This is a genomic window from Bacillus sp. OK048 (genome assembly GCF_900103525.1).
In the GTDB taxonomy this organism is placed as follows: domain Bacteria; phylum Bacillota; class Bacilli; order Bacillales; family Cytobacillaceae; genus Neobacillus.
Map to the genome: position 1 here is coordinate 204,881 of NZ_FNHN01000006.1, position 24,835 is coordinate 229,715.

Consider the following 24,835-nt stretch of genomic DNA (forward strand, 5'->3'; position numbering starts at 1 on the left):
TGAAGGGAGGAGGAGATAAAGGTGAAGAAATGGATAGCGGTCATTCTTCTTTTCGGTTTAGCAGGTTTTGCTTTTTTCTATTTTTCCCCACTTTCAAGTGACAGACCAGATAATGAAAAACCGGCAAAGCAAATCGAGTTGACCTTTTTACGGAATTTAGGCAATCAAGCGTTTAATCAAGCCTATGAAGAGTTAATCGCAGCTTTTGAAGCATCGCACCCCACAATTAAGATTAATATGCAATCGATGCACTGGGGAAATGAATACGAATTAAGGCTGCGTACTGAACTAGCTGCAGGAAACCATCCCGATATTATGGCCATTGATAGTCCGAACCTAGCACTTTATGCAAATTCAGGTTCGCTATTATCGATTGATCCTTATATGAAAGAGGAAGGGAATATTGAAGATATTCCAGAAGGAGTATTAAAGGGTTTAATCTATAAAGATGAAATTTATCTCGCTCCCATTGTCGAATCGAGTATTGCCTTATTTTACAATATGAATCTTTTCAGAGAGGCCGGAATCCCCTTTCCTTCAGGAGATCCAAACCATCCCATGACGTGGGATGAAGTGCTAGAGATTGCTAAAAAAATCAACAATCCAACAAAAGGTATCATAGGGATTGATCCTGCACAAGGCTTTAATGTTGGAGAAGGTCCTGCTTATTTTAAAATGCCGATTCTATGGCAGTTCGGGGCAGATGTGATTAGTCCAGATGGATCAACTGCGGAGGGGTATATCAATTCTAAAGAAGCATTAGAAGCCTTGCGCTTTTATCAAGATTTATATAGGAAGCATGGGGTAGCGACGGTGGAAATGCCTCCGGCTCCTTTTGAAACTGATAAGCTTGGGATGACGATATTGGGTTCTTGGGCAATGTCGGAATTGCAACAAACTCCTGGTTTTGTGCTAGGAGAAGATTTTGGGGTCGCCCCCCTGCCGAAGGGGAAAAATCAAGTTGTTCCAAATGGCGGCTGGGCACTTGGGATTTCATCCAAAACCAAGCATCCGAAGGAAGCTTGGGAATTTGTAAAATTCGCTACAGGGTATGAGGGTTCAAAAATGTTTGTCAAAATTTCCGGGGATTTACCTGCTAGGTATTCAGTTGCAAAAGACTTCCCTGAACTCAATAAGTATCCCAAAAATATCTTTGTCCAACAAGACCAAAACTACTCGAAAAATCGGCCAGCAACTCCAGCTTACCCAATCATCAGCGAAGCTATTAAGGAATTGTTTGAGGAAGTAGGTAAAGAAGGAAAAGATGTTGGCATCGCTGCTAATCAAGCAGCGGAAAAAATTAATAATGGCTTAAAGGATATCAAAAAGCCGTAGGGTCCTCTAGTTTATGAACTAGAGGATTTTTCTATATATGTGAGAATGGATACTTTGTGAAAGCGATAGTAACTCCCGAAAATTTTAAACTGCTTCAACCAAAAATATTAAACTCTTCTTTTTTATCATTTTGTTATATTTAGGTCATTGAAAGGGGTTTCAAACTTTGTAAAGGGAGGGTAAGAGATTGGAAGAAGTAGTGAAAACAGAGAAAGTTATGCAGGTCCATGCAAGTAAACCAACTAAGTTGAGCAGGAACCTTCTTTATATTAAAAAGAATTATATTCTTTATTTGCTGATTGCTCCTGCCGTTATTCTAACGATCATATTTAAGTATATTCCCATATATGGAGCAACGATTGCCTTTAAGGATTTTAGCCCAATCAGGGGAATTACCGGAAGTGAGTGGGTTGGCTTTAAACACTTTACCAACTTCCTAACATCACCGAACTTCATCGAAATATTAATGAACACGATTAAATTAAGTTCTTTTGAACTACTAATAGGTTTTCCGATTCCGATCATTTTGGCTCTGATGTTGAATCAGCTAAGAAAATCGAGTGTCAAAAAGAACATTCAATTAGCCCTTTATGCTCCGCATTTCATATCAGTGGTAGTTGTTTCAGGGATGGTTTTCCTCTTTCTATCACCGGTTGGACCGATTAATGCAATGTTATCTACGTTTTTAGATAAGCCGATATCGTTCATGTCGGACCCAGACTATTTTAGATCCATCTATATTTGGTCAGGAGTATGGCAAGGGGCAGGCTGGGCATCGATTGTTTATGTTGCTGCACTTGCTAACGTTGACCCGCAGCTACATGAGGCTGCAACACTCGATGGAGCGTCACTTTTACAGCGGATCTGGCACATTGATCTTCCAACGCTTAAGCCGGTAATGGCGGTATTGTTTATCTTAGCGGCTGGAGGAATCATGGGAATTGGGTTTGAAAAAGCCTACTTAATGCAAACTCCGATGAATTCTCCATCATCAGAGATTATTGCCACTTATGTATATAAACGAGGCTTACTGGCAGGGGATTACTCGTTTGCTACTGCTGTTGGATTATTTAATGCTGTTGTGAATGTGTTTTTACTCGTGTTTGTCAATCAAGTGGTTAAAAAACTAAACGAAGGCGAAGGTCTCGTCTAAGGAAGGAGGGAAACAATGAACAACCAAATTAAGCATTCAAAAGGCGATCGAATCCTGCTTCTCACCAATAATATCCTATTGACGGTTATTGTGATTGCGATTGTGGGCCCACTATTGTATGTGTTTCTCTCTTCTTTCTTAGAACCGAATGCAATCATTCGAAAAGGACTTTCGTTAAACGCTTCAGATTGGTCACTAGAAGGTTATATCCGAATTTTTACCGATGACACGATCGTCAGAGGGTTTATCAATTCAATCCTATATTCAGCTGGATTTACGATTGTGACCGTAGCGGTGTCCGTTCTTGCTGGCTATACGTTATCAGTAGACGGTTTAGTTGGTAAAAAGGTATTTATGATGTTCTTCTTATTCACGATGTTTTTTGGAGGAGGCTTGATTCCTACTTATTTTGTGATCCGAGATTTAGGAATGCTCAATACGATTTGGGCGATTATTATACCAGGTGCCGTTAATGTCTGGTTTATTATCCTTGCTAGAACGTACTTTAAAGCGGTTCCAAATGAACTGAAGGAAGCAGCGAGAATCGATGGGGCCTCGGATTTAAGAATTTTTCTAAGTATTATTTTACCTTTATCAAAACCAATCATTTTTGTTCTTGCCCTGTATGCCTTTATAGGTCAATGGAATGCTTACTTCGATGCCATGATTTACCTGGATGATCGAGAATTATATCCATTGCAATTAGTCCTGCGTTCGATTCTGATTCAAAACGAAGTACAGCCAGGGATGGTTGCAGATATTCAGGCTCGAAATGAGCTGATGAGAATCTCAGAAATGATTCGTTATTCATCAATTGTGATTGCAAGTTTACCATTATTGATTATGTACCCATTCTTCCAAAAATATTTTGAAAAGGGAGTAATGGTTGGTTCGCTAAAATAAAAAAAAGTGAGGGTCTATGATGAAAAATAAGGTACTAACAACCGCTTCAGCACTACTTCTTTCAGGGTCACTTATTCTTACCGGCTGCAGCAGTAAAAGCAGCAGCGGGAGTTTCTCTTCTAAGGATTATGAGCTTACAAATGTAAAGTTTCCATTGAAAGAAGAAAAAACATTAAAGATTATGACATCCAGTTCACCGCTTGCTCCCAAGGACCCAAATGAAAAGTTAATTTTTCAACGCCTAGAAACGCAAACGGGAGTAAAAATTGATTGGAGAAACTATACCGGTGATGTATTTGGTGAAAAACGAAATCTAGCTATTGCTAGTGGAGAACTTCCAGACGCAATCTTTAACGCTGCCTTCAGCGACTATGAATTATTAAAGCATGCAAAAAACGGGGTTATTGTTCCAGTTGAAGATTTAATCCAATATATGCCGAACCTACAAGCTGTCCTTGAAAAGGCACCACAGTATAAAGCGATGATGACAGCACCTGATGGCCATATGTATGCATTCCCATGGATTGAGGAGTTAGGTGAAGGGAAAGAAAGTATTCACTCACTTGATGCGTTCCCATGGATCAATATGGAATGGTTAAATAAATTAGGATTAGCTGTACCGAAAACAACAGAAGAATTAAAACAAGTTTTAATCGCTTTTAAAACACAGGATCCAAATGGCAATGGCGAAGCAGACGAAATCCCAATGTCTTTCATTATTAATGATGGCGGACAAGATCCACATTCATTATTCGGCGCATTTGGTCTCGGCGATAACTGGGATTTCACGGTGGTAACGAATGACGGAGAAGTAAAACTTACCGCAGCGGATGAGAGTTATAAAAAGGCGATTAGCTGGTTCAACGATTTATATAATGAAGGTCTTATCGATATTGAAGCATTTGAACATGATTGGAATACGTATCTAGCAAAAGGCAGAGACAAAAAGTATGGTTTGTACTTTACATGGGATAAAGGGAATATCACCGGAATGGGTGATGACTACGATCTACTTGCTCCATTAAAAGGACCAGAAGGGCACCAAAATGTAGCAAGAACTAATGGAATGGGCTTTGATCGTTCTAAATTGGTTGTTACTTCAGCAAATAAAAATCTGGAATTAACAGCGAAGTGGATTGACCAACTTTATGATCCTGCACAATCTGTCCAAAACAACTGGGGTACATTTGGAGATAAAAAGCAGCAAAATATTTTTGAATGGGATGACAGTGTAAAAATGTTAAAACACCTTCCTCTAGAAGGTACGGCACCAGTTGAATTAAGAGAAAAGACATCTGTTGGCGGACCGTTAGCGATCTTAGACAGCTACTATGGAACAGTGACAACGAAACCAGATGATGCGGCTTGGAGATTGAACTTAATGAAGGAAGTCATGGTTCCTTATATGGAAGCTGAAAATATTTATCCAAAAGTATTCTTCTCGATTGAGGACCTTGACAGAATTTCTGCCATCGAAACTGACTTGTTTGCTTTTATTAAAAGAAAACGTGCGGAATGGATTGCCAATGGCGGTGTCGAAAAAGAATGGTCTGATTATCTAGTAGAATTAGATCGACTTGGTCTACAAGAGTGGTTGGACATTAAACAAAAAGGCTATGATCGAAATCAAGAATAAACAGAATAAGGCTGTACAGTGCTTGCACATGCGTACAGTCTTTTTCACTAGCTTGGAAAAAGGGAGAGATATTTTATGACACAAGCATATAAAGAGAAGTACCGTTCTCAGTTTCATTTTTCACCAAAAGAAAAGTGGATGAATGATCCAAATGGAATGGTCTATTTTAACGAGGAATATCATTTGTTCTATCAATACCATCCTTATGGTACTACCTGGGGACCGATGCATTGGGGACATGCCGTAAGTAAGGACATGATTCATTGGGAACACCTACCGATTGCGTTGTTCCCTGATGAGTTAGGAGCGATTTTTTCAGGAAGTGCAGTGGTAGATTGGAATAATACTACTGGCTTTTTTGACCAGGGTCAGCAAGGATTGGTTGCCATTTATACAAGCGCAGGCACCTATCCTAATTCTGACAGACCCCTTCAGCAGCAAAGCTTAGCTTTTAGCAAGGATAATGGAAGAACATGGATAAAGTATGAAGGCAATCCTGTTCTTTCGGATATAGACATTATCGATTATCGTGATCCAAAAGTTTTTTGGCATGAAGAGACAAATAAATGGGTGATGGTGCTGGCAACTGGTCAAACCATTACGATTTACACTTCGCTAAACCTAAAGGAATGGGAGTTTGCAAGTGAATTTGGACATGCGGCAGGTTCACATGATGGAGTGTGGGAATGTCCTGACTTATTTAACCTGCCAGTAGAGGGTGGAGAAAATAAGTGGGTCATGATTGTAAGCATCGGTGATAATGGTAAAACCAAAGAAGGGTCAAGAACACAATACTTTATTGGTCGGTTTGATGGTACGACTTTTGTAAATGATCATGATGATTCAACAATTCTATGGTTAGATTACGGACGGGATAATTATGCAGGTGTAAGTTGGTCTGATATACAGGATGGAAGACGCATTTATCTGGGCTGGATGAGTAACTGGCGCTATGCGAATCAAGTTCCAACTGAAGCATGGCGGAGTGCGATGACCTTACCGAGAGAATTGTCATTAGTTTCAACCGAAGATGGAATTCGCTTATTCCAAAAACCTGTTGCTGAAATTAGTACGATTAGAAAAGAAATAAAAATTTCTACAGAAGAAGCCGGCAATATTCCATTATCATCTTCCTTAATGGAAATAAATATTGAATTTGAAAAAGAAAGTTCAAACCAATTTGGATTTGTCATCAAACATTCTGAAGAAGAAAAAACGGTGATAGGTTATGATGTGTTAGAAGAGAAGGTATTCGTGGACCGAACTCTTTCTGGGGATAGTAGCTTTTCGACATCTTTTCCAGCGATACAAGAAGCACCTCTGAAATTGGATCAACAACGTTTAAAGCTACAGGTATTTTTGGATACTTCCTCTATCGAGGTATTTGCCAAAAATGGGGAGGTTGCTATTACTAACTTACTTTTCCCAAGTGAAGGAAGCAAAGAACTTCTCTTATTTTCAAATGAAGGAACAACAAAGGTGTTGAATTTAACATTAACTGAACTTGATTCAATTTGGAGATAACAATTTGAAGCTCTAATCGGATAATTGGTTAGAGCTCTTTTTTAATAGGAGGGTGTTTGGAATGAGTTCATCCATCGTTTGTGTCGGTGAATTATTAATTGACTTTTTCTGTACGGATGTCGATATCAATTTAATGGAAGGTACCAATTTTCAAAAACAAGCAGGAGGGGCGCCAGCTAATGTGTGTGCAACGATTGCAAAACTCGGAGGTACTGCTCTATTCTGTGGAAAAGTTGGAAATGACCCGTTCGGACATTTTTTAAAGAAGGCACTTGATGACGCTCAAGTTAATACGTCAATGGTTGTGCTCGATGATGTACACCCTACAACATTGGCCTTTGTATCCTTACAGGCAAATGGAGAAAGAGATTTTGTCTTTAATCGCGGGGCGGACGCCTTTTTAGTAGAGGAAGAACTTGATTATGATAAACTTAATAACGTTGCTATTCACCACTTTGGCTCAGCAACAGCGTTATTAAATGACCCCTTTCAAACGACTTACTTCAATGTCATGCGCAATGCAAAGAATAGGGGGAAGTTTATTTCGTTTGATCCTAACTTTCGAATAGACCTTTGGAAAAACAGGGTTCCTGATTTTATCAAATTAGCCAAGAAGGGGATTGCGATTGCGGATTTTGTAAAAGTAAGTGATGAAGAATTACAAATTATTACGGGAATCAGTGATTTAGCTGAGGGCACCCAAGCTTTTCATCAATTAGGCGCCAAAATTGTTGCTGTTACATTAGGAAGCGAGGGAACCTACATCTCTAATGGTCAGAAGAGCGAAATCGTTCCAAGTGTAAAAGTAAAATCGATAGACTCTACCGGTGCTGGCGATGCCTTTGTTGGTGCTACGCTTTTCCAGTTCGCCAATGTAAATCCAGCATTCGAAGACTTTGAAGTGCTTAAAAAAATTATTTCATTTAGTAATAAAGTAGGTGCACTTGTTTGCACCAAGGTTGGGGCCATTTCTGCAATACCAACGTTAGAGGAGATATAGTGAGTATTGGATATCCTAATGTTTTATTAGGATATCCTTTTATAATAAATAGCAACAAAGTTTAAGAAAAGAGCCTTTAAAAAAGCCCGATGTTAAGAGGATATCGGAATATCTACTTAACACCAGGTCTAAGGTTACTCACTTACTTTTCTTTAATATTTGTGATTAAAACAGTTTTCAGTACTTCATTTCCAGCTGAGTCTTTAGCATAAATGGTATATGCCCCGTTGCTTTGTACCATGAAAAATGGGTTGTTTAACTTAATAGAATTCCCGGCATCTGCAAAGTAGAACGAATCCTTTTCCCCTTTAGCCCATTTAATTTCAGTAATTGTATTTCCAAGACCAAGTGCTTTTGCGGATATATCTACTTTTACATTTCCAGCAGTTTGTCCGTGTGGTTTGGTTGTTTCCGAGAGTACAGGACTATCTAAATATTGAATTCCATCTAATCCCCAAACCTCAACTTCATCCATAAAAGTCCATTCAGCATCTTGAATAATATCAATCTTAATATATCTAGCATACACAACAGATGTATCCTCTTCTCCAGGAACTCCATCGAAAGTGCCGTCCCAGGTCATCTTTGTAGCTGAATCAATACGGGATGGTTCAATTTCCTTTAAAGGAATCCAAGTGATGCCGTCTTGGGAATAAGAATAAGTAATCGAATTTGGGAAAGCAATACCATAGCCCCCATTACTGAAATTACTATTGATTTTTTGAACGGTATTGATTTTACCTAAATCAAATACGATGGATGCTTCAGGTGTATATTGGAATTTCGTCCAATTTCCACTCCAAAGACTTCCGTTATACACTCCATCGGTTAATCCTTGTTGATCTAAAGTCGCCTCTGGAGAAATCGTATAAGCTAAGCCTGATACTAGGTTGGTATATCCCGCAGGAATTAACGTGGTAACGTCGAAATTTCGTACTCTTTCAATGCCATGGCTGTCTTTAACATAAATTGAGTAGGTTCCATTTTTTAATGCCGTAATTTGGTTATCCGTTATCTCTACTCCATTTGAATGGAAATACCCAGGATCCCGTTCACCCTCGGCCCATTTCATGGACTTAACCTGATTACCCTCACCAGTTAAGGTTACATCCACGGTAAAAACAATGGGTTCACTTGTAGCTCCACTAGTGGAAGGTGTAAGTTCAATGATAGGTCTAGGTTTATAACTACCTTTTACGAATTCATAGAGTAAATCGTATGCCATTCTTTGCTCGGACCTTTCACCATAGGCAGCACTTAGGATAGTATCGTTACCTTGATAATAACCCTTGAATGTATTTGTCATATAACCATACTGAACGCCGCCGTTTAGGTAACGCAAATAACGTTCAAAGTAATTTGGATCAGTCAATAAACGCTCATCAAATTCAATTTCTACACCTGTACCATAATTCTTGGCGCGATGTGCTCCCCACTCGACCCGATATTCAGTGTTATCGTAGAAGAAATGGTTGAGTTGCATGGCTACAGCATCAAGGCCAACTTCCTGCCACTCATGAATCTCATTGGTATACCAGTTTGGAATCCAGAAGAATTTTAACTGTTCTTCATGAACTAAATTACTGGTGTACTCAATTATTTCTTTTTCAAAAGGAACGTCATTTTCAATGTTTTCGTTCATCCAGTAAATGCCGCTAAGTTCCAAGTGAGAAAAGTTGGCTTCTTCCCAATTGGAGAAAATTTGCTTTAAATACCAGGTTACCGCTTTTTGCTTGCCTTCATAAGTACTTAAGTTTTCAGAAATACCGTCACCATCAACATCGCCAAAGTTTGTTTGATACATATTTGGATAAGGGACGGTTAATACTACTTTTACTTTGTGGGAAGGATCATTCAGTTCAACGCCTGCATCCTGCACAGCTTGATTCAACTCTTCGAGATCGCCACTTTCGGCAAATGTTTTGTCTATATACCATTGCCAATCTGCCTTATTAGAAGGGTTTGCAGAAGTTAGTGCTCCCAAATCATTGCCACTTTGAGAGGTGATAGCTAAATAAAGGACCCCATCGTAAAGCCAATCCAGCGCTTTTCCATTTTTGTCAACATAGGTGACATATGGTTTGATTTCATCGCGTGTCCAATCACCTCGTCCATTTGGATAGGTTCCATTATACAACAAGACAAGATCACTGATTCCTCCAGTTGTTTCTTGAGATGGAGTCGTATATGTTGAAGGTGTAGGAGGGATTTCTACTGCTCCAGATTTCAGTTCGTCATATCCCCAAATCTCAATTTCATCAAGTAAAGCCCAATTCTCCGGGATAAACTCTACCTTCACATATCGAGCATAAACAGAAGTTGCTTCTGGCTGGTCGGTGATACCTTCCAATTGACCATTCCACATCATATTGTCGGTTTCAGCTGGCCCCAAACCCCATAAGGCACTTTTTGGACTTTGATGAGAAAGGACACTCCATTGGGTTCCATTCTTGGATACGTAATAAGTAACCGCAGCTGGATAAAAGACACTTTTAGCCGAATCGCGAAGGAAGTTGGCTGAAATTTTTTCAATTGATTTTTGGGAACCAAGATCTAAGGTAACGGATAAAGGTTCGCCTTTAAATCCGGTCCAGTTGGCATTGTTGCGATCCACTCCACCATAAAACCCATCTGTTAACTCTTTACCTGTCGCGTCACTGTGTGGGTCAATCGGAGACCGAGATAAAGTATATTCGAGCCCTGCGGCCAGGTTCTTGTAACTGCTATCCGTAATATTTGATATTTCAATAGTTTCTACTGAACGATTCTCCTGCGCGGAAATAATCGAACCTCCCGGAAATTGCAGAAACACCATGGCAAAGATAATTGTCCCGATAAAAAACTTCTTTTTAAACATGAAATCCCTCCTGCATAATTAGGTGTATTTAGCAAAAAAATAAAAAAAGGATACGAGCACCAACATAAATAAATGAAACGGAGAATAAATCCACCTTAGGTAACGCTTTCATTCTATCATTAACATGTCTTTTTAGAAACAATAATTTAGTAGATAATTTAAAATAGTAAGAAAGTTACACGGAAGGACAATAAGGGAGAGGGATTTACATTTTTTTAAATAATCCAATATTTTAATTGACAACATAACTTCTATCATATAAATTCAAATTGAGGATATATCCAACATTAAGTATAAAAATGGAGCAAATCTCCACCTTTTAGTTAATATGATTCTATGAGACTTAAAAAGTATACCTAAAAAAGGTAACAGACATTTTTAATATTAAACCTTTCCTTAGATATTTAAACGACTCTAAAAAGGTGGATAGGAGAAGAAGTATGAAGAAACAGGAGTTCTTGAACATTGTTAAACATAAATTAATTGTTTCTTGTCAAGCATTTCCAGGTGAACCGTTATTTGGATCCGATGTGATGGCCAAAATGAGTAAGGCTGCCAAAGAGGGTGGGGCTGTTGTAATCCGAACAAATGGAAAGGAAGATGTAATCGCTATCAAGGAAGCGACTGGTCTCCCAACCATAGGAATTATTAAAAGGGACTATGAGGATAGTGATGTGTTTATAACTCCGACTTTAAGAGAAGTTCAGGAACTAATCGAAAGTAAAACAGATGTTATCGCACTGGACGCAACAACAAGAAAGCGCCCTCATGACGAGCGATTAGAGGATTTGGTTGCCTATATTAAACAAAATAGCGACTGTTTAATCATGGGGGATATCTCCACATATGCAGAGGGAAGCTACGCAATGACTGCGGGATGTGATTTTATATCCACAACTCTATCAGGCTATACGCCTTATTCCAGACAGATAGAGGGGCCTGACTTTGAACTTATTAAAGAATTAAAGGCAGATCCAGATACAGTCGTCATTGCAGAGGGGAGATTTAATTCGCCTGAGGATGCTTTTCACGCAATTAGAAACGGAGCCCATGCAGTTGTGGTGGGAACCTCGATTACTAGACCGACTGTTATTACGAAAAGATATGTTGATAAATTGAAACTTTTACAAACAGTTTGTCCTAACTAGGGTTCAGAGAAGAATAGACAAGTTGTGAAAGTGTTTGCCTTTTTAAAAAATGTATTCGGTTACAAAGGTAGGGCTAGGCTGCAAAAATATGAAACTTCGAAGTTTCATACTTAGCTAAAACGACTCATTTCGGGAGGTGATATTTACAGATTACTAGTTTGTGGATTTCGTGTTTTCTCGATGAACCAAAATTATTAAAAATATGGGGGTCTTAAGATCATGAAAAAGTTTTCGTTATTGTTAGCAGTAATTCTAGTACTGCTATTTGCTACCGCGTGTACAAAGGACGCAGGAACAGATTCTAGTAAAAAATCTGATGAAAAAGTAGAAATCAAATTTTGGACTGTACTAGGTGACAAAGACTCTGGTCCGTTAGAAGCATTAGTAGAAAAATATAATAAAAGTCAGGACAAAGTAACAGTTAAATTTCTAGGCTCCCAGGATGATCAAAAACAATTGACTGCAATCTCAGGAGGAAATGCACCAGACATCGCTTATATTTACTGGAACATGGTTGGACCATGGGCGTCAGCTGGAGCATTAGAGCCATTGAATAAGTATATCGACGAAGATAAATTTGATTTAGATGGCTTAATTCCTGCTGCTACAGAAAGAATGCGTGTTGAGGATGTTCAATATGGATTACCTTTAACAATGAGTATGGCTTCTAAGCTTTTCTATAATAAACAAGCGTTTGCAGACGCAGGCTTAACCGATCCGCCTGAAACGATGGAAGAGCTTCTTGAATATTCTAAAAAACTAACCAAAAAAGAAAATGGTGAGTTAACTCAAATTGGATTTATTCCTGACTATCCTTGGATTGACAACGTTTTCTGGCCTGTAATGTTCGGCGGTTCTTTCTATGATGAAAAAACTGGTGAAGTAACCCCTAATAACCCTGAAAACGTCCAAGCTATTGCATTCCAACAAGAATTTTATAAAGAATTCGGTGTTGAAGCAATCAATAAAATCCGTTCGGGTATGGGAGCATGGGAAACACCACAAGATCCTCTTCTCACAGGGAAATTAGCGATGTTAATTGGTTGGGAGAATAACTTTAACGAACATCGTGTCGAAAATGGGCCAATCGGAGTAGCCGATTTCCCTTATCCGGCAAATCGCCCTGATTTAAAGGGTTCTGGTATGGTATCACCAACTGCTATGTATATTCCTAAAAATGCAAAACACAAAGATGAAGCATGGGATTTCATGAAATTCCTTGTAGCCGAAGAAAATCAAATTGAATATGCAATTGAATCAGGGAATATTCCAATTGTAAAGTCGGCTCTCGACAATCCTAAGTTGACAGAAAATAAAGACATGAAGATTATGTGGGAATTCTACGAAGCTGCTAAGAGTGAGAATTTAACTGGATTTCCAAACAGTGTCTATATAAATGAATATTTACAGGCATTGTCTGAGCAAACTGAAAAGGCACTGAAAGGTGAACTTTCAGCACAGAAAGCCATGGACAACGTAAAAGAGAAAATTCAGCCTGTTGCGGATAAAGAAAATAAAAAGAAAAAATAGTAATCTATAGTAGAAGTTTAGGTTCAATGTAAATGGTTTGAGGCAATTGGCAATTTGCCAATTGCCTATATTTTAAATTTCTCCTTACGATTTGAAAATAATTTATCTTTTATATACAATCCGACATTTTGCTGCTGATGAGTAGAATGGTGCACAACATACCATTCGGTCTTGTTCGAAAGGAGGAAAAATAAATGATTGGCATCAATGGCAAGAAAATAGAGGAATTATCTCCCCAACAAAGGCGCCGCAAAACATTTTTTACAGGTTTGCTATTTGTAAGTCCGTGGATCATTGGCTTTGTTCTGTTTCAGTTATATCCAATTGTCATGTCAGCGTATTACAGTTTAACAGAATATAATCTTTTTAATCCGCCAGAATGGGTAGGTCTGGAAAACTATTCAGAATTATTTGCCGACGATAAATTTTATTTATCGCTATATAATACCGTCTTTATTACGATATTCGGGTTGATTCCTCAATTAATATTCACCCTTATAATGGCGGTTATCTTAAACATGAATGTAAAGGGTAAATCCCTATATCGGACGATATATTTTCTGCCAACGTTAGTTCCGGCTATTGCGAGTTCACTATTATGGATGTGGTTATTCAATTCTCAATATGGCCTAATAAATGAATTTCTAGGATCTATCGGACTAATTGAGCCGAACTGGTTGCTGGATCCAGCATATACGAAGTTTGCCATTATCATCATGGGCTTCTGGGGGACAGGAACGAATACAGTTATGTACTTAGCAGCTCTACAGGGTGTTCCAAGAACATTTTATGAGGCAGCTGAAATTGATGGTGCGAATAGATGGCAAAAGTTTTGGCACATTACTATTCCAGCTATTTCGCCAATCACTCTTTATCTGTTAATTATGGGCTTAATTGGATCGTTCCAAATTTTCACACAAGCGGACGTACTCGGTACACAAGCTCAATCCATAGGTGGGCCTGAAAACTCAATGTTATTCTATGCTATTTATCTCTATCAAACTGGATTTAAATTCCTGAATTATGGAGTTGCTTCTGCCATGGCGTGGATTCTGTTCATTATCGTTTTAATCTTAACATTAGTAATCTTTAGAACGTCTGCCAGATGGGTGTATTACGGAGGTGAGAATTAATGGCAAACACTTCATATTCAGTAAATGGGAAGAAAGCTACCAATCAGCATTCCCCACAACCACTTATACTTAAAAAAAGGAAAAGAAGGTTTTCGGTCGTCCTTAAAAAGAGCTTCCTGCCTCATGCAATTTTAATGTCAGTAGGATTTTTATTCCTAGTTCCTTTTTTATGGCTCTTCCTAACATCCTTAAAAACGCCGGACGAAATATTTGCCATTCCTCCAAAATGGCTTCCAAGTGAGTGGCAGTGGAGTAATTACACAGACGCAACTCAAGCTATTCCGTTTTTCAAGTATATTTGGAATACCGTTGTTATTTGTCTATTTTCTGTTGCGGGCCAATTATTATCGGCACCTTTGGTTGCTTACGGCTTTGCAAAAATGAAATTTAAAGGCCGCAATGTCCTGTTTTACATAATGATGGCTACGATGATTTTACCGTACCAGGTAACGATGATACCGTTATATGTTTTATATACCAAAATGGGAATTGTGGAGAATGCTCCGACATTGCCATTGATATTGCCAAACTTCTTTGGTGCCGCCTTTTATATCTTTTTACTTCGCCAATTCTTTATGGGAATACCGAATGAGTATTCCGAATCTGCCAAAATGGATGGAGCATCAGAATTTAGGATTTACTGGCAAATTATTTTGCCATTGTCCAAGCCAGTACTTTTTACCGTGGCGCTCTTAACCTTCCTAGCGGCATGGAGTGATTATTTAGGACCATTAATTTATTTGAATGATCCGGAAACATGGACATTATCCCTTGGATTAAGAGGCTTTATTGGTTCTAACCAAATCGATTGGAGTATGTTGATGGCTTCAGCCACGATGTTTACAGTACCAATTGTTATTCTTTACTTCTTTGTCCAAAGGCAATTTATTGAAGGTATTTCGATGACTGGATTTAAGTAATAGGAAATTTAAAAGTAAGTAGTGGAGGTTTCATTATGGAGCATGATGGAAAAATAGCTGGATTATTAGAAGTAGCAGCTAATTTTGTCTACTTAAACGCGTTATTCATTCTTAGTTCACTACCTGTTATAACAATTGGTCCTGCCTGGATGGCGATGCTGGGAATGATACGGGAATGGAGAAAAGGTAATGAGCCTCCTATTACTCGTACATTTTTTAATCTATTAAAACGGAATTTTAAGAGCGGTTTATGGATTAGTATTTTACAATTGGCATCCATAATCGTCTTAATCGGTGTTATGTTGCTGATGAAATCATTGGAACATTATCAATTTATCTTTTTACCGTTTCTGTTATTTGCGGCTGTTACGATTATTTCAATGAGTCTACTCATTTATCCATTGTTACTGAATTATGAAATGACCTTTAAGCAGCAGCTTCAAAACGTCTTTTACTTAACCTTTTCGAAGCCACTGGTAGTTTTAGTGTTTATTCTAATTGTCGGATTACTCGTTTTTCTATCAAATATTTTCCGTTTTTTACCATTCTTATGCGTGTTTAGTCTACTATGTTTCATCAATTATAAACTGTTCGATTTTTCTACGAAGGGTGTTAAGCAAAACGTACAGCAGCAAGCGAAACTTACACTTTAAAACAACAGCTCATGTTTCACTTATGAGGTTCCTAGTCCATGAACTAAAAATATGAAAAGAGTGGGGTGTAAAGATGAAGGGGTATTTTAAAAGAATCATATTTTGTTTTATTGCGATTTGTTTATTTTTAGGCGCACCGATGATTCCAGTTCGTGCAGAGTTTTTACCAAAGGACGATCCAAAAACCAATCATTCTTCGAATATGGTATTAATCTATTCAGGTTATTATGATCCAGCCAATTATGATGGTGAAAAGATTGGGGATTATGATGTAGAAAAGTTTATGCCATACGTGGGGTATTTAAATGATAAAGGTATTGCAGAGGATTACTTTTTCGATACCTTTCTTATGCTGGTTACCAAATCACCTTATAATGGAAGTCTCGCAAGATATTACTCATGGGTTGAGGGGGCTAAACCGGGTACGTTGAAGGACTGGAAATGGGCGATGGATCGGGTATTTGTGAAGAATCAGCAATTAGATGCCCTTGATAAAGCTGTAAAAAAAGTCGGTTCTACTTTAGATAATAAAGACAAAAAAGTGAATGTATATCTAACCCTTCCTTTTCCCGATCCTCAGAGCAAGGACTTTGGCGATTTTAAAGGGGATGGGACTTCTGCTAATTTAGAAAGTTTAGAGACTCGTAATGAATTAGTGAAGTGGTACATTGATGAAATGGTTTCCCGATTTAATGAACGGAATTATAAACATCTAAATCTTGCAGGCTTTTACTGGCTCCAGGAAGATTTAGATACAACAGTTCCTGGCGAAAAAGAGAATGTTCAATATGCATCGGAATATTTGAATAGACTGGACTTGCGTCTTGGGTGGATTCCTTGGTCAGGAGCTGGAGAAAAAGCAAATGGAAATCGTCATGGCTTTGACTTTACACTGGTTCAACCAAATCATTACTTCCAAGCTGATACAACAATTGATCGAATTAAAGAAACAGCAGAACTTTCCTATGGCAATAACCAAGGGATTGAAATGGAATTTGATTTAAGAGCCATTGAAGATCCGCATTATCGTCAAGCTTTATATAACTATTTAATAGGCGGAGTGAAATATGAATATATGTCTGATTCAATGCTCGCCTATTACCAGGATGTATATGCGATTCATGATTTGTATCATCATAAGAGCCCGGTTGGCCGTCAATTTTACAACGATATCTACCATTTCACAAAAGGTGAGTATACACCACCAACAGGAAATCTAAACCTCAGGGTTGTTGACCGGGATGGTAAGCCATTATCAGATGTAACCGTAACCGATGAAAATGGCTTACCCATTGAAGTGACGGATCGTGATGGAAGAATGATCGTCAATGATCTATTTTCCATTAAAAATACCTTTACGTTTACAAAAGAAGGTTATCCTAGCAAAACCTTGAGCTTTGATATTCCTGTTGACGAAACGGTTTACGGAGATGTGACTCTAGGCAATCCGAAGGGTGAAAATTTACTTGAGTCCTACACAGTTAGTGATTTCCAAGGTGAGTTTAATGTCGGTGGCAATGGCGTAGTGGGCCGATCATTTAGCCAGGAACACACTTTTTCTGGTAAACAATCACTTAAGGCATCCTTCCCGAACGGATGGGGACCAGTAAGAGCCTTTATTGATTCGGATTCCCCATTATTGGATGGATCTGACAGGCAGTATACAAACTTTACGAATGAAAATTGGAGTGACTATGATTCCATTTCCTTTGCTGTTTACAATGATACAGAAAAGGAGCAAGTCCTAAAAATGGAATTTATGTATAATGCCTACAGTTGGGCTTCATCCAGAGAAAAAAAGGTCAAAATTCAGCCTAAGCAATGGAATCAGGTAGAAATCATGTTGGATGAGCTAGCCGCAGACGGGGCCGATCTTACTAATATAATCAGAATGACCTTGAAAATGGATGAGTTCGCAACAAATGGTGCTACATTGTATTTCGATAATATAAAACTCAATAAATATGAAACTATTACCCAAGTTCCGAAGTATTCCATTTCGTTGCCCTCAAAAGTACCAACAATGGATATCGGCAGTATTTGGACACCTACAGTTGTCAATGAATCGGTTCTTGATGAAAGTGGGAAGCCGGTAATTGAAACAAATATTCGGTTTGAAAGTACTGCTCCAGATATTATCGAAGTAAACGCTGATGGACAACTAAAAGCATTAAAAGAAGGAAAAGCGGCCATTCGTGCGTTTGTGAATGGAATCGAAGCTGAATCAGCAGTTGTAGAGGTATCCCCTTGGAACCGCGATGTGGTAAAAGGTGGCGATTCTGTCCTAGCTATAAACGACGAAGCTACTTTGTCCCTTCAAAGCTTTTTCAATAATGGCTACAAGATACCTTGGCAGGATATGAAATATGAGTGGTCGATTCTTTCTAAAAAGGATGTTCTAACAATTAGAGATAGCGATACTGGAGAGAATCAACAAATCGTGACAGGATTAAAAAATGGTAAAGCGACCATCCAGGTAAAAGTAACTTATAACGAAAAGACCAGAGTATTCACAAAAGATATTAAAGTAAAAAATAACCCATAAAATCCCATTTGGAAAGAGTTGGCGGAAAATAAAATAACTAAAAAACATTTTCCGCCTCTTTCTATTGAAAAATTAACTGGAATTCCCGGAGGTAGTGGCATGAAGAATAATAAAGTCGTTGTTTTTACAAATAAGAGGAGTGATTTTTCAAATTTATTAGTAGAACAATCAGCTTCAGAAGTCATTGTCTTACCTACAGAGGAAATCACAAAAACAGATTTAAATGATTTTGATGGTATTGCCATTCTTGGCGGTGTGAGTGATGAACCATTATTACTAGATCCAAAGAGCCGCAGGGCGATTGAAGAGCAAATACTTAAAGGAAAAAAGACATTTGTAGAATATGTGGCAAGTATTGGCCATGTTTATTCTTCTCCACCAGAGAGAACCAGGTATGAGCGCTTAGTTTACTGTTCACCTGAACCAACGATAAAGGACTTGAAGGTTGGAACTTTGATTGAAAATCAGTGCGGTATGCGATTGAAACCCCACGATATCACCTGCAGTAAGGAAATTCCGATGCTGCAGTTTGTTAGACAGCACGCCCATGATTCTATTGAGGTGACGGATGAAACCTATACGGAAATCTCTGATCGCGGTTTATGGTTTGATACACCGGAAAATTTATTGATATGTTCATTTCAAATAAGCTCCTTTAAGCAATCCCGTTTTGGTCCTTGGGATGAAGTGAAGAAGGTCATTGCATTTATAATGGAATGGTTACTTGAACAGGATATCAACTTAGAGGATTATCAACCTGCTTATTCAACTATATCAGCTAATCCAACTCTTCCTTTTGAGGTTCAACTAAAGGAAACAGCTCACGCAGCAAAGGATTGGTTTGAAAATGCCGGAATTATTTTAGATGAAGGAAAAAGCGGAGCCATCGAAGGATTGGGAACAGAAATTTACAGTGATGGGAGCCAGCGGATTAGTAAGATTTTAAGAGCAGATTGTATTGGTGAAATTTCACTGCCATACCTGCTTGATTATTTATTGTATGGTGACCCTAGGAGTCTCAAAGTCTCTGAGAATTTATCGGACTTTGTATTTGAAAATTATCTTTGTATGGAACCTGGAGATTTATTCGGAATGATGCGATGGACGAATGAAGCATGGGGAGTTTGTTATCAAGATGATGTTGCCCGAGCCCTCATACCCCAATTGTTAAAATGCTACTATCTAAAAACAGATCAGCATCTAGAGGCATGTGTTCATGCACTGAGGTTTTTAGTACAAACAACCGGGACAGATGGTACGAGGGTAGCAAGGACAGATAACATCGACTTAACGAAGGGAAAATTACAGGAACTCAAAGAAAGGCCTGGAAATTTCCCATCCGCCCATTACAATGCTTATTACTATGCAGCATTACTGTTGGCCTATAAAGTAACAAATATTGAAGCATTTAAAGAAACGGCGATCAAAGGTTTAACCACAATAATGAGTATTTATCCAGATACAATTCGCGAGCAAAGTGAGACTGAAGAATATTGTCGGCTAATTTTGCCTTTAAGCTGGTTGTATTGGGTTTCAAATAATAGTGAACATAAAGCCTGGTTATATAGAGTGACGAATGACCTTCAAAACTTCCAACATCAATCAGGTGCTTACCTAGAACAGGATACAGGTTATAAAGCTAGTATGCGTCATGAAATGGGTGAGGGTGAAAGTTCCCTTGTTGCGAAAAATGGTGACCCAATCGTGGATATGCTTTATTCCAATAATTGGCTGCCTATCGGTTTTATTCAAGCTTATTGGGTAACAGGCGACTCACTGTTTAAGGATTTATGGACTGAAAACTGTAAGTTTTTTATAAATGCACAAATAAAAAGTGAGAATCCTCAAATCAATGGAGCATGGACTCGGGCATTTGATGTAGAACGAATGGAAGTAGTTGGTTCACCTGCAGATATGGGATGGGGACCTTGGGCTATTGAATCCGGATGGACTGTGGCAGAAATTTCAAGCGGGCTATTGATGGGACTTTTAGAGGATCAATTAAGGAAGCATTATTAGTGGAGGCGGGAAATGAAAATTGTTTATCTACCATTAGATGAAAGACCATGTAATTACATATACCCTTCTCAGCTAGCCGCAATGACCGATTTACATTTTATAGTACCAGACAAACAACTAGTAGGTAACAAAAAACAGCCAGCGCCCTATAAGAAATTAGTAACCTGGCTGGAGAAAGAAACGGTTCATGCGGATTATCTGATTGTGTCACTTGATATGCTTCTTTATGGCGGAATTGTTCCATCACGGCTTCATCATTTACATCCTGAAGAAGTCTTAACCAGGTTAACCATACTAAAAGAATTAAAGAAAAAGAATCCTGGTATGAAAATCTATGCCAATAACCTGATCATGAGGTCCCCAGCTTACAATAGTGATGATGAAGAGCCAGAGTATTATGCATTTTATGGAGAAAAGCTCCACTTGTATGGAAGGCTCTTAGATAAACTAGATCGATCCATCGTGACTGATAACACAGATCGATTCAATCAATTACAGAAGGAAATACCAGTCGAGGTACTATCAGATTACACGGAGCGGAGAAAAATAAATGCACAAGCTAATCACCACGCATTGCAGCTTGTAAAGGAGGAAATCATCGACTTTTTAATCATTCCTCTAGATGACAATGCGGAATATGGGTTTAGCACGAAGGAGCAGCGTGCTCTTGTACAAAGTGTCTTGAACTTGGGAATAAGTGAGAAAGTGGCAATTTATCCTGGTGCAGATGAAGTAGGTTGTACCTTGTTTTCGAGAGTATTTTGTACCATTCACAACTTTAAGCCAACTATTTTTACCCGATATTCATCAACAAAGGGACCTTTGATTATTCCAAAACTGGAAGATCGCCCATTAGGAGAAAGTGTAACATCACAAATTGCCGCAGCAGGTGGACTGATTACTGATGATTCAACGAGTGCAGATGGCATCTTAATGATTCATTCACCAGCAGTAAGCCAAGACGATATTGCAGAACCTGCCCATAAGCTTAGTGAGCGCGATCCTTCCTATTTTTCGGAGATTCATTATCAGGAATTTGTTACTTTGATTAGCTCTTATTTGGACCAGGGGAAAGTTGTAGGTGTTGGGGATGTAGCGCTCTGTAATGGCAGTGATGTGATCCTAATGAACCTCCTTCGTGATAATAAACTAGTGGATAGGTTGCCTTGCTATGCCGGTTGGAACACATCGGGTAATACGTTAGGTACTGTCATCGCTCATTTAATAATAGAAGCTTTTAATCGTAATCATGATCCATCAAAATTTTTAAAACAGGGAAGAGAATTCTATTATGCAAGATTAATTGAGGATTGGGGCTATCAGGCAGTTGTGAAGCATGACATTCTTCAAAATGATATCGAGCGGTTTGGAGCAAACTATTTTGATATTTCCCTAAAACTCCATGAAATGGAAGAGCTAATCAAAGAAAAACTCCAAGATTTTATCCAAGAGAATTTGAATACACCGGAACTGGTACACATAAAACTGGAGCAAGTATATTCACCTTGGAAAAGAATGTTTGAGGTAGGGCTCAAGGTTCATTATCACTAACTTTTATGTTTAATGGAATTTAGTAAAGGTAGGCTTTATACCATGAAAAAGTATCTGGCATTTGATATTGGCGGCACACATATTAAGTTTGGAGTTGTGGATGAAGAAGGGAATGTCATTCGCCATTCACATATGGATACCGACGCATATCTTGGCGGAAAAGCAATCGTCGAAAAAGTAATCAATAAAACAAATGAGGCCAAGCTGGAAGAGGAATTTGAAGGGATCGCAATTAGCACAGCCGGACAGGTGAATTTTAATACAGGAACCATTGTCGCAGCGGGAGATACAATTCCAAATTATCAAGGCTTGGAAATCAAAAAATTGGTTTCAGATGCAGTAAACTTGCCAGTAGAAGTCAGGAATGATGTAGATTGTGCTGCTCTATGTGAAAAATGGAAGGGTAATCACTTGGCAAAGGATTTTATTGTATTAACCATCGGAACAGGTATCGGCGGAGGAATCGTTCTAAATAACGAGTTGTACTCTGGCCATTCCTTCAGTGCCGGAGAGTGGGGCTATATGCTTGTTGAGGGCAAACCATTTGAAAAGATAGCATCTATTTCTGGCTTGATTAACCTAGCTAAAAAGTATAAGGAAAACCGAGAATGGACGGGTGAGGAAATCTTTACGCTCTTTGATAATGGTGATCCTGGAATGACTAAGGCTGTGGAGAAATTTTACAAGCATCTAGGAATTGGCATAGCAAATCTTATCTATATTTTTAATCCTGAAGTTGTTGTTCTAGGTGGGGGCATCTCTGGAAGAGGTGAACGGTTTTTACAAGAGGTAAATGGCGTGGTAGAGAAATATACGAATCCACTTATCCATAAAAACACCAAGCTGTCACTTGCAAAATACTCTAACCATTCAGGGATAATAGGTGCTGTTTACCATTTTATCGATAGGCAAAGTATGTAGACGTTAATGTTTTATGAATCTACATAAATGGTGGAGGGGTTAATCATTTTTTCAAAAGGAGGAATTTCTATGAAATTACAAGTAACTGGAAGTATTTCAGAACTACTAACCGGCATTAGCCATTTGTCTGAGGAATTAAACTTTACAATTGGTAGTGATGGGTATCCCATTTCGGTTGTAAAAAGACCTGGCCCAATTGAAGTGAAAAATGCGAATGGGCAAGGGGAGATTTGTTTTGAAAAAAAGATCCATTTTTATAGAGCGTTAGGATTATGGCTGCAAAACTTCGAAAAGAGTAAAGAATTTCATATCGTCGAACACCCACAATTTGAAACGAGCGGTGTCATGATTGATGCATCGAGAAATGCCGTTTTAACAACAGATGGGATTCAAATGCTGCTTCGTAAAATGGCGGTTATGGGGTTAAATCTAGCAATGCTTTACACAGAGGATACATATGAAGTTCCGGAATATCCATACTTTGGTTATATGCGTGGAAGATACTCTGAAATAGAGATAAAAATCTGTGACGATTATGCAGAAGAATTGGGCATTGAGATGATCCCTTGCATCCAAACCCTAGCACACTTAAAGGAAGCATTAAAGTGGAATTATTCCAATGAATTTAGGGATACAGAAAGTATTTTACTAGCAGGGGAACCAAAGACCTATGAATTTTTAAGGACTATCATTAAATCTGCAACCAAACCTTATCGTTCGAACCGGATTCATATAGGTATGGATGAGGCTCATGAGCTTGGATTAGGAAAATATCTGGAACTAAACGGGTATCATAACCGATTCGAAATTATGAACCAACATCTTAAACAAGTCATTCATATTACTGAGGACTTAGATTTGAAGCCCATGATTTGGAGTGATATGTATTTCCGTTTAGCCTCCAAGGTCGGCAACTACTATGATAAAGATGCAACAATACCAGAAGAGATTATAAAAATGATTCCAAATGTACAAATGGTTTACTGGGATTACTATCACACCGAAGAAAGTCATTATGAAAAAATGTTGACTATGCATAAATTGTTGGTTGACGAACCCATTTTTGCTGGTGGATTATGGACCTGGAATGGCATTGCACCAAATTATGGAAAAGCATTCAGAACAACAGAAGCAGCTTTAAAGGCAAATAAAAAATTTGGTATTAAAGAGGTTTTTGCCACGATGTGGGGAGATAATGGAGCGGAAACCCCAATTCAAACAGTTTTACCAGGGATGCAATTATATGCAGAGTACACCTACCATCAAGAAGTAGGTCCTGAACATCTAGCGGAACGGTTTGAATTTTGCACTGGTTATCATTTGGAGGACTTTTTATTGCTCAATCACTTTGATGAAACGCCAGGTGTGATGAAGGACAATTTATATGAATCCAATCCTTCTAAATTTCTTCTTTGGCAGGATATTCTAATCGGTTTATATGATAAAAATATTGAAGGATTCCCGATCGCGCAGCATTACGAAAAATTAATTCAGCCTTTGCATGACGCCAAGGGAAAAAATCACGATATGAACCTTTTATTTCATTTCTATGAGGAACTGGCACGAGTTCTGAGTGTGAAGGCAGAATTAGGTATTAATCTAAAAAATGCTTATGACCAAGCTGATAAGGATGCGGTGCATGCTTGTTCAGAAAAACTATCATCATTAAGAAAAGATGTGGAAAAATTACGCCTGGCCCACAAAAAACTATGGTTTTCTACCAATAAGCCTTTCGGATGGGAAGTTTTGGATATTCGATATGGAGGGCTTTTAACAAGAATTCATAGTGCCGAAGAGCGGGTACAAGAATGGCTTGATGATCCAACGGTTAGAATTGAGGAACTTGAAGCGGAGCGGCTTTTCTATAATGGAATTTATACTTTCGGCGAAGAAGGAACGCTGGGAAGAAATTTATACCATCGTATTGTATCGAATAGTGTTTTTTCCGACTAATCGTTCTTTAGCGAATAGATGGTTTATGAATATAGTTTTTGATTATAGTCACTA

At 38.4% G+C, this 24,835-nt stretch carries 17 protein-coding genes; 16 read left to right on the forward strand and 1 reads right to left on the reverse strand.

The window, feature by feature from the left end; all coding sequences use genetic code 11:
- Positions 1–21 precede the first annotated feature (21 nt).
- From BLR86_RS13060 to BLR86_RS13085, 6 genes are all read left to right on the forward strand, one after another.
- A complete protein-coding gene (locus BLR86_RS13060) occupies positions 22–1,335 on the forward strand; it encodes an ABC transporter substrate-binding protein (RefSeq protein ID WP_254782323.1) in 1,314 nt (437 codons plus the stop codon).
- 217 nt (positions 1,336–1,552) lie between these two features.
- A complete protein-coding gene (locus BLR86_RS13065) occupies positions 1,553–2,488 on the forward strand; it encodes an ABC transporter permease (protein WP_175492895.1) in 936 nt (311 codons plus the stop codon).
- 15 nt (positions 2,489–2,503) lie between these two features.
- Positions 2,504–3,391, forward strand: coding sequence for a carbohydrate ABC transporter permease (locus BLR86_RS13070; protein WP_090762078.1), 888 nt, complete (start codon positions 2,504–2,506; stop codon positions 3,389–3,391).
- A 19-nt stretch (positions 3,392–3,410) separates the two neighbouring features.
- A complete protein-coding gene (locus BLR86_RS13075) occupies positions 3,411–5,027 on the forward strand; it encodes an ABC transporter substrate-binding protein (protein ID WP_090762080.1) in 1,617 nt (538 codons plus the stop codon).
- 75 nt (positions 5,028–5,102) lie between these two features.
- On the forward strand, positions 5,103–6,551 hold the full coding sequence (locus BLR86_RS13080; RefSeq protein WP_090762082.1) for a glycoside hydrolase family 32 protein: 1,449 nt from the start codon (positions 5,103–5,105) through the stop codon (positions 6,549–6,551).
- A 61-nt stretch (positions 6,552–6,612) separates the two neighbouring features.
- Positions 6,613–7,551: a carbohydrate kinase family protein gene (locus BLR86_RS13085; RefSeq protein WP_090762085.1), complete on the forward strand. Its 939-nt coding sequence runs from the start codon at positions 6,613–6,615 to the stop codon at positions 7,549–7,551.
- Between the two features lie 142 nt (positions 7,552–7,693).
- Here BLR86_RS13085 and BLR86_RS13090 read toward each other — a convergent pair whose 3' ends face one another.
- Positions 7,694–10,408 carry a DUF4855 domain-containing protein gene (locus BLR86_RS13090; protein ID WP_090762087.1) on the reverse strand — a complete coding sequence of 905 codons (2,715 nt, stop codon included), beginning with the start codon at positions 10,406–10,408 and terminating at the stop codon, positions 7,694–7,696.
- A gap of 440 nt (positions 10,409–10,848) precedes the next feature.
- On the opposite strand from BLR86_RS13090, the gene BLR86_RS13095 reads away from it, so the two are divergent.
- From BLR86_RS13095 to BLR86_RS13140, 10 genes are all read left to right on the forward strand, one after another.
- Entirely contained in the window at positions 10,849–11,556 is a 708-nt protein-coding gene (locus BLR86_RS13095) for an N-acetylmannosamine-6-phosphate 2-epimerase (protein WP_090762089.1), read from the forward strand.
- 219 nt (positions 11,557–11,775) lie between these two features.
- Positions 11,776–13,086: an ABC transporter substrate-binding protein gene (locus tag BLR86_RS13100; protein WP_090762091.1), complete on the forward strand. Its 1,311-nt coding sequence runs from the start codon at positions 11,776–11,778 to the stop codon at positions 13,084–13,086.
- Positions 13,087–13,280: 194 nt separating this feature from the next.
- Positions 13,281–14,219: a carbohydrate ABC transporter permease gene (locus BLR86_RS13105; protein WP_090762093.1), complete on the forward strand. Its 939-nt coding sequence runs from the start codon at positions 13,281–13,283 to the stop codon at positions 14,217–14,219.
- Between the two features lie 134 nt (positions 14,220–14,353).
- The gene (locus BLR86_RS13110; protein WP_254782330.1) at positions 14,354–15,139 is read left to right on the forward strand and encodes a carbohydrate ABC transporter permease; all 786 of its coding nucleotides are present in this window, start codon (positions 14,354–14,356) and stop codon (positions 15,137–15,139) included.
- A gap of 35 nt (positions 15,140–15,174) precedes the next feature.
- A complete protein-coding gene (locus BLR86_RS13115) occupies positions 15,175–15,792 on the forward strand; it encodes a YesL family protein (protein ID WP_090762097.1) in 618 nt (205 codons plus the stop codon).
- 73 nt (positions 15,793–15,865) lie between these two features.
- Positions 15,866–18,337: a DUF4855 domain-containing protein gene (locus tag BLR86_RS13120; protein WP_090762099.1), complete on the forward strand. Its 2,472-nt coding sequence runs from the start codon at positions 15,866–15,868 to the stop codon at positions 18,335–18,337.
- A gap of 99 nt (positions 18,338–18,436) precedes the next feature.
- Positions 18,437–20,356 (forward strand): type 1 glutamine amidotransferase family protein, encoded by a 1,920-nt coding sequence (locus tag BLR86_RS13125; RefSeq protein ID WP_090762101.1) that lies wholly within the window; start codon positions 18,437–18,439, stop codon positions 20,354–20,356.
- Positions 20,357–20,368: 12 nt separating this feature from the next.
- Positions 20,369–21,907 carry a DUF4127 family protein gene (locus BLR86_RS13130; RefSeq protein ID WP_090762103.1) on the forward strand — a complete coding sequence of 513 codons (1,539 nt, stop codon included), beginning with the start codon at positions 20,369–20,371 and terminating at the stop codon, positions 21,905–21,907.
- 42 nt (positions 21,908–21,949) lie between these two features.
- On the forward strand, positions 21,950–22,828 hold the full coding sequence (locus tag BLR86_RS13135) for an ROK family protein (protein WP_090762105.1): 879 nt from the start codon (positions 21,950–21,952) through the stop codon (positions 22,826–22,828).
- A gap of 69 nt (positions 22,829–22,897) precedes the next feature.
- On the forward strand, positions 22,898–24,781 hold the full coding sequence (locus tag BLR86_RS13140) for a beta-N-acetylhexosaminidase (protein ID WP_090762106.1): 1,884 nt from the start codon (positions 22,898–22,900) through the stop codon (positions 24,779–24,781).
- Positions 24,782–24,835 lie beyond the last annotated feature (54 nt).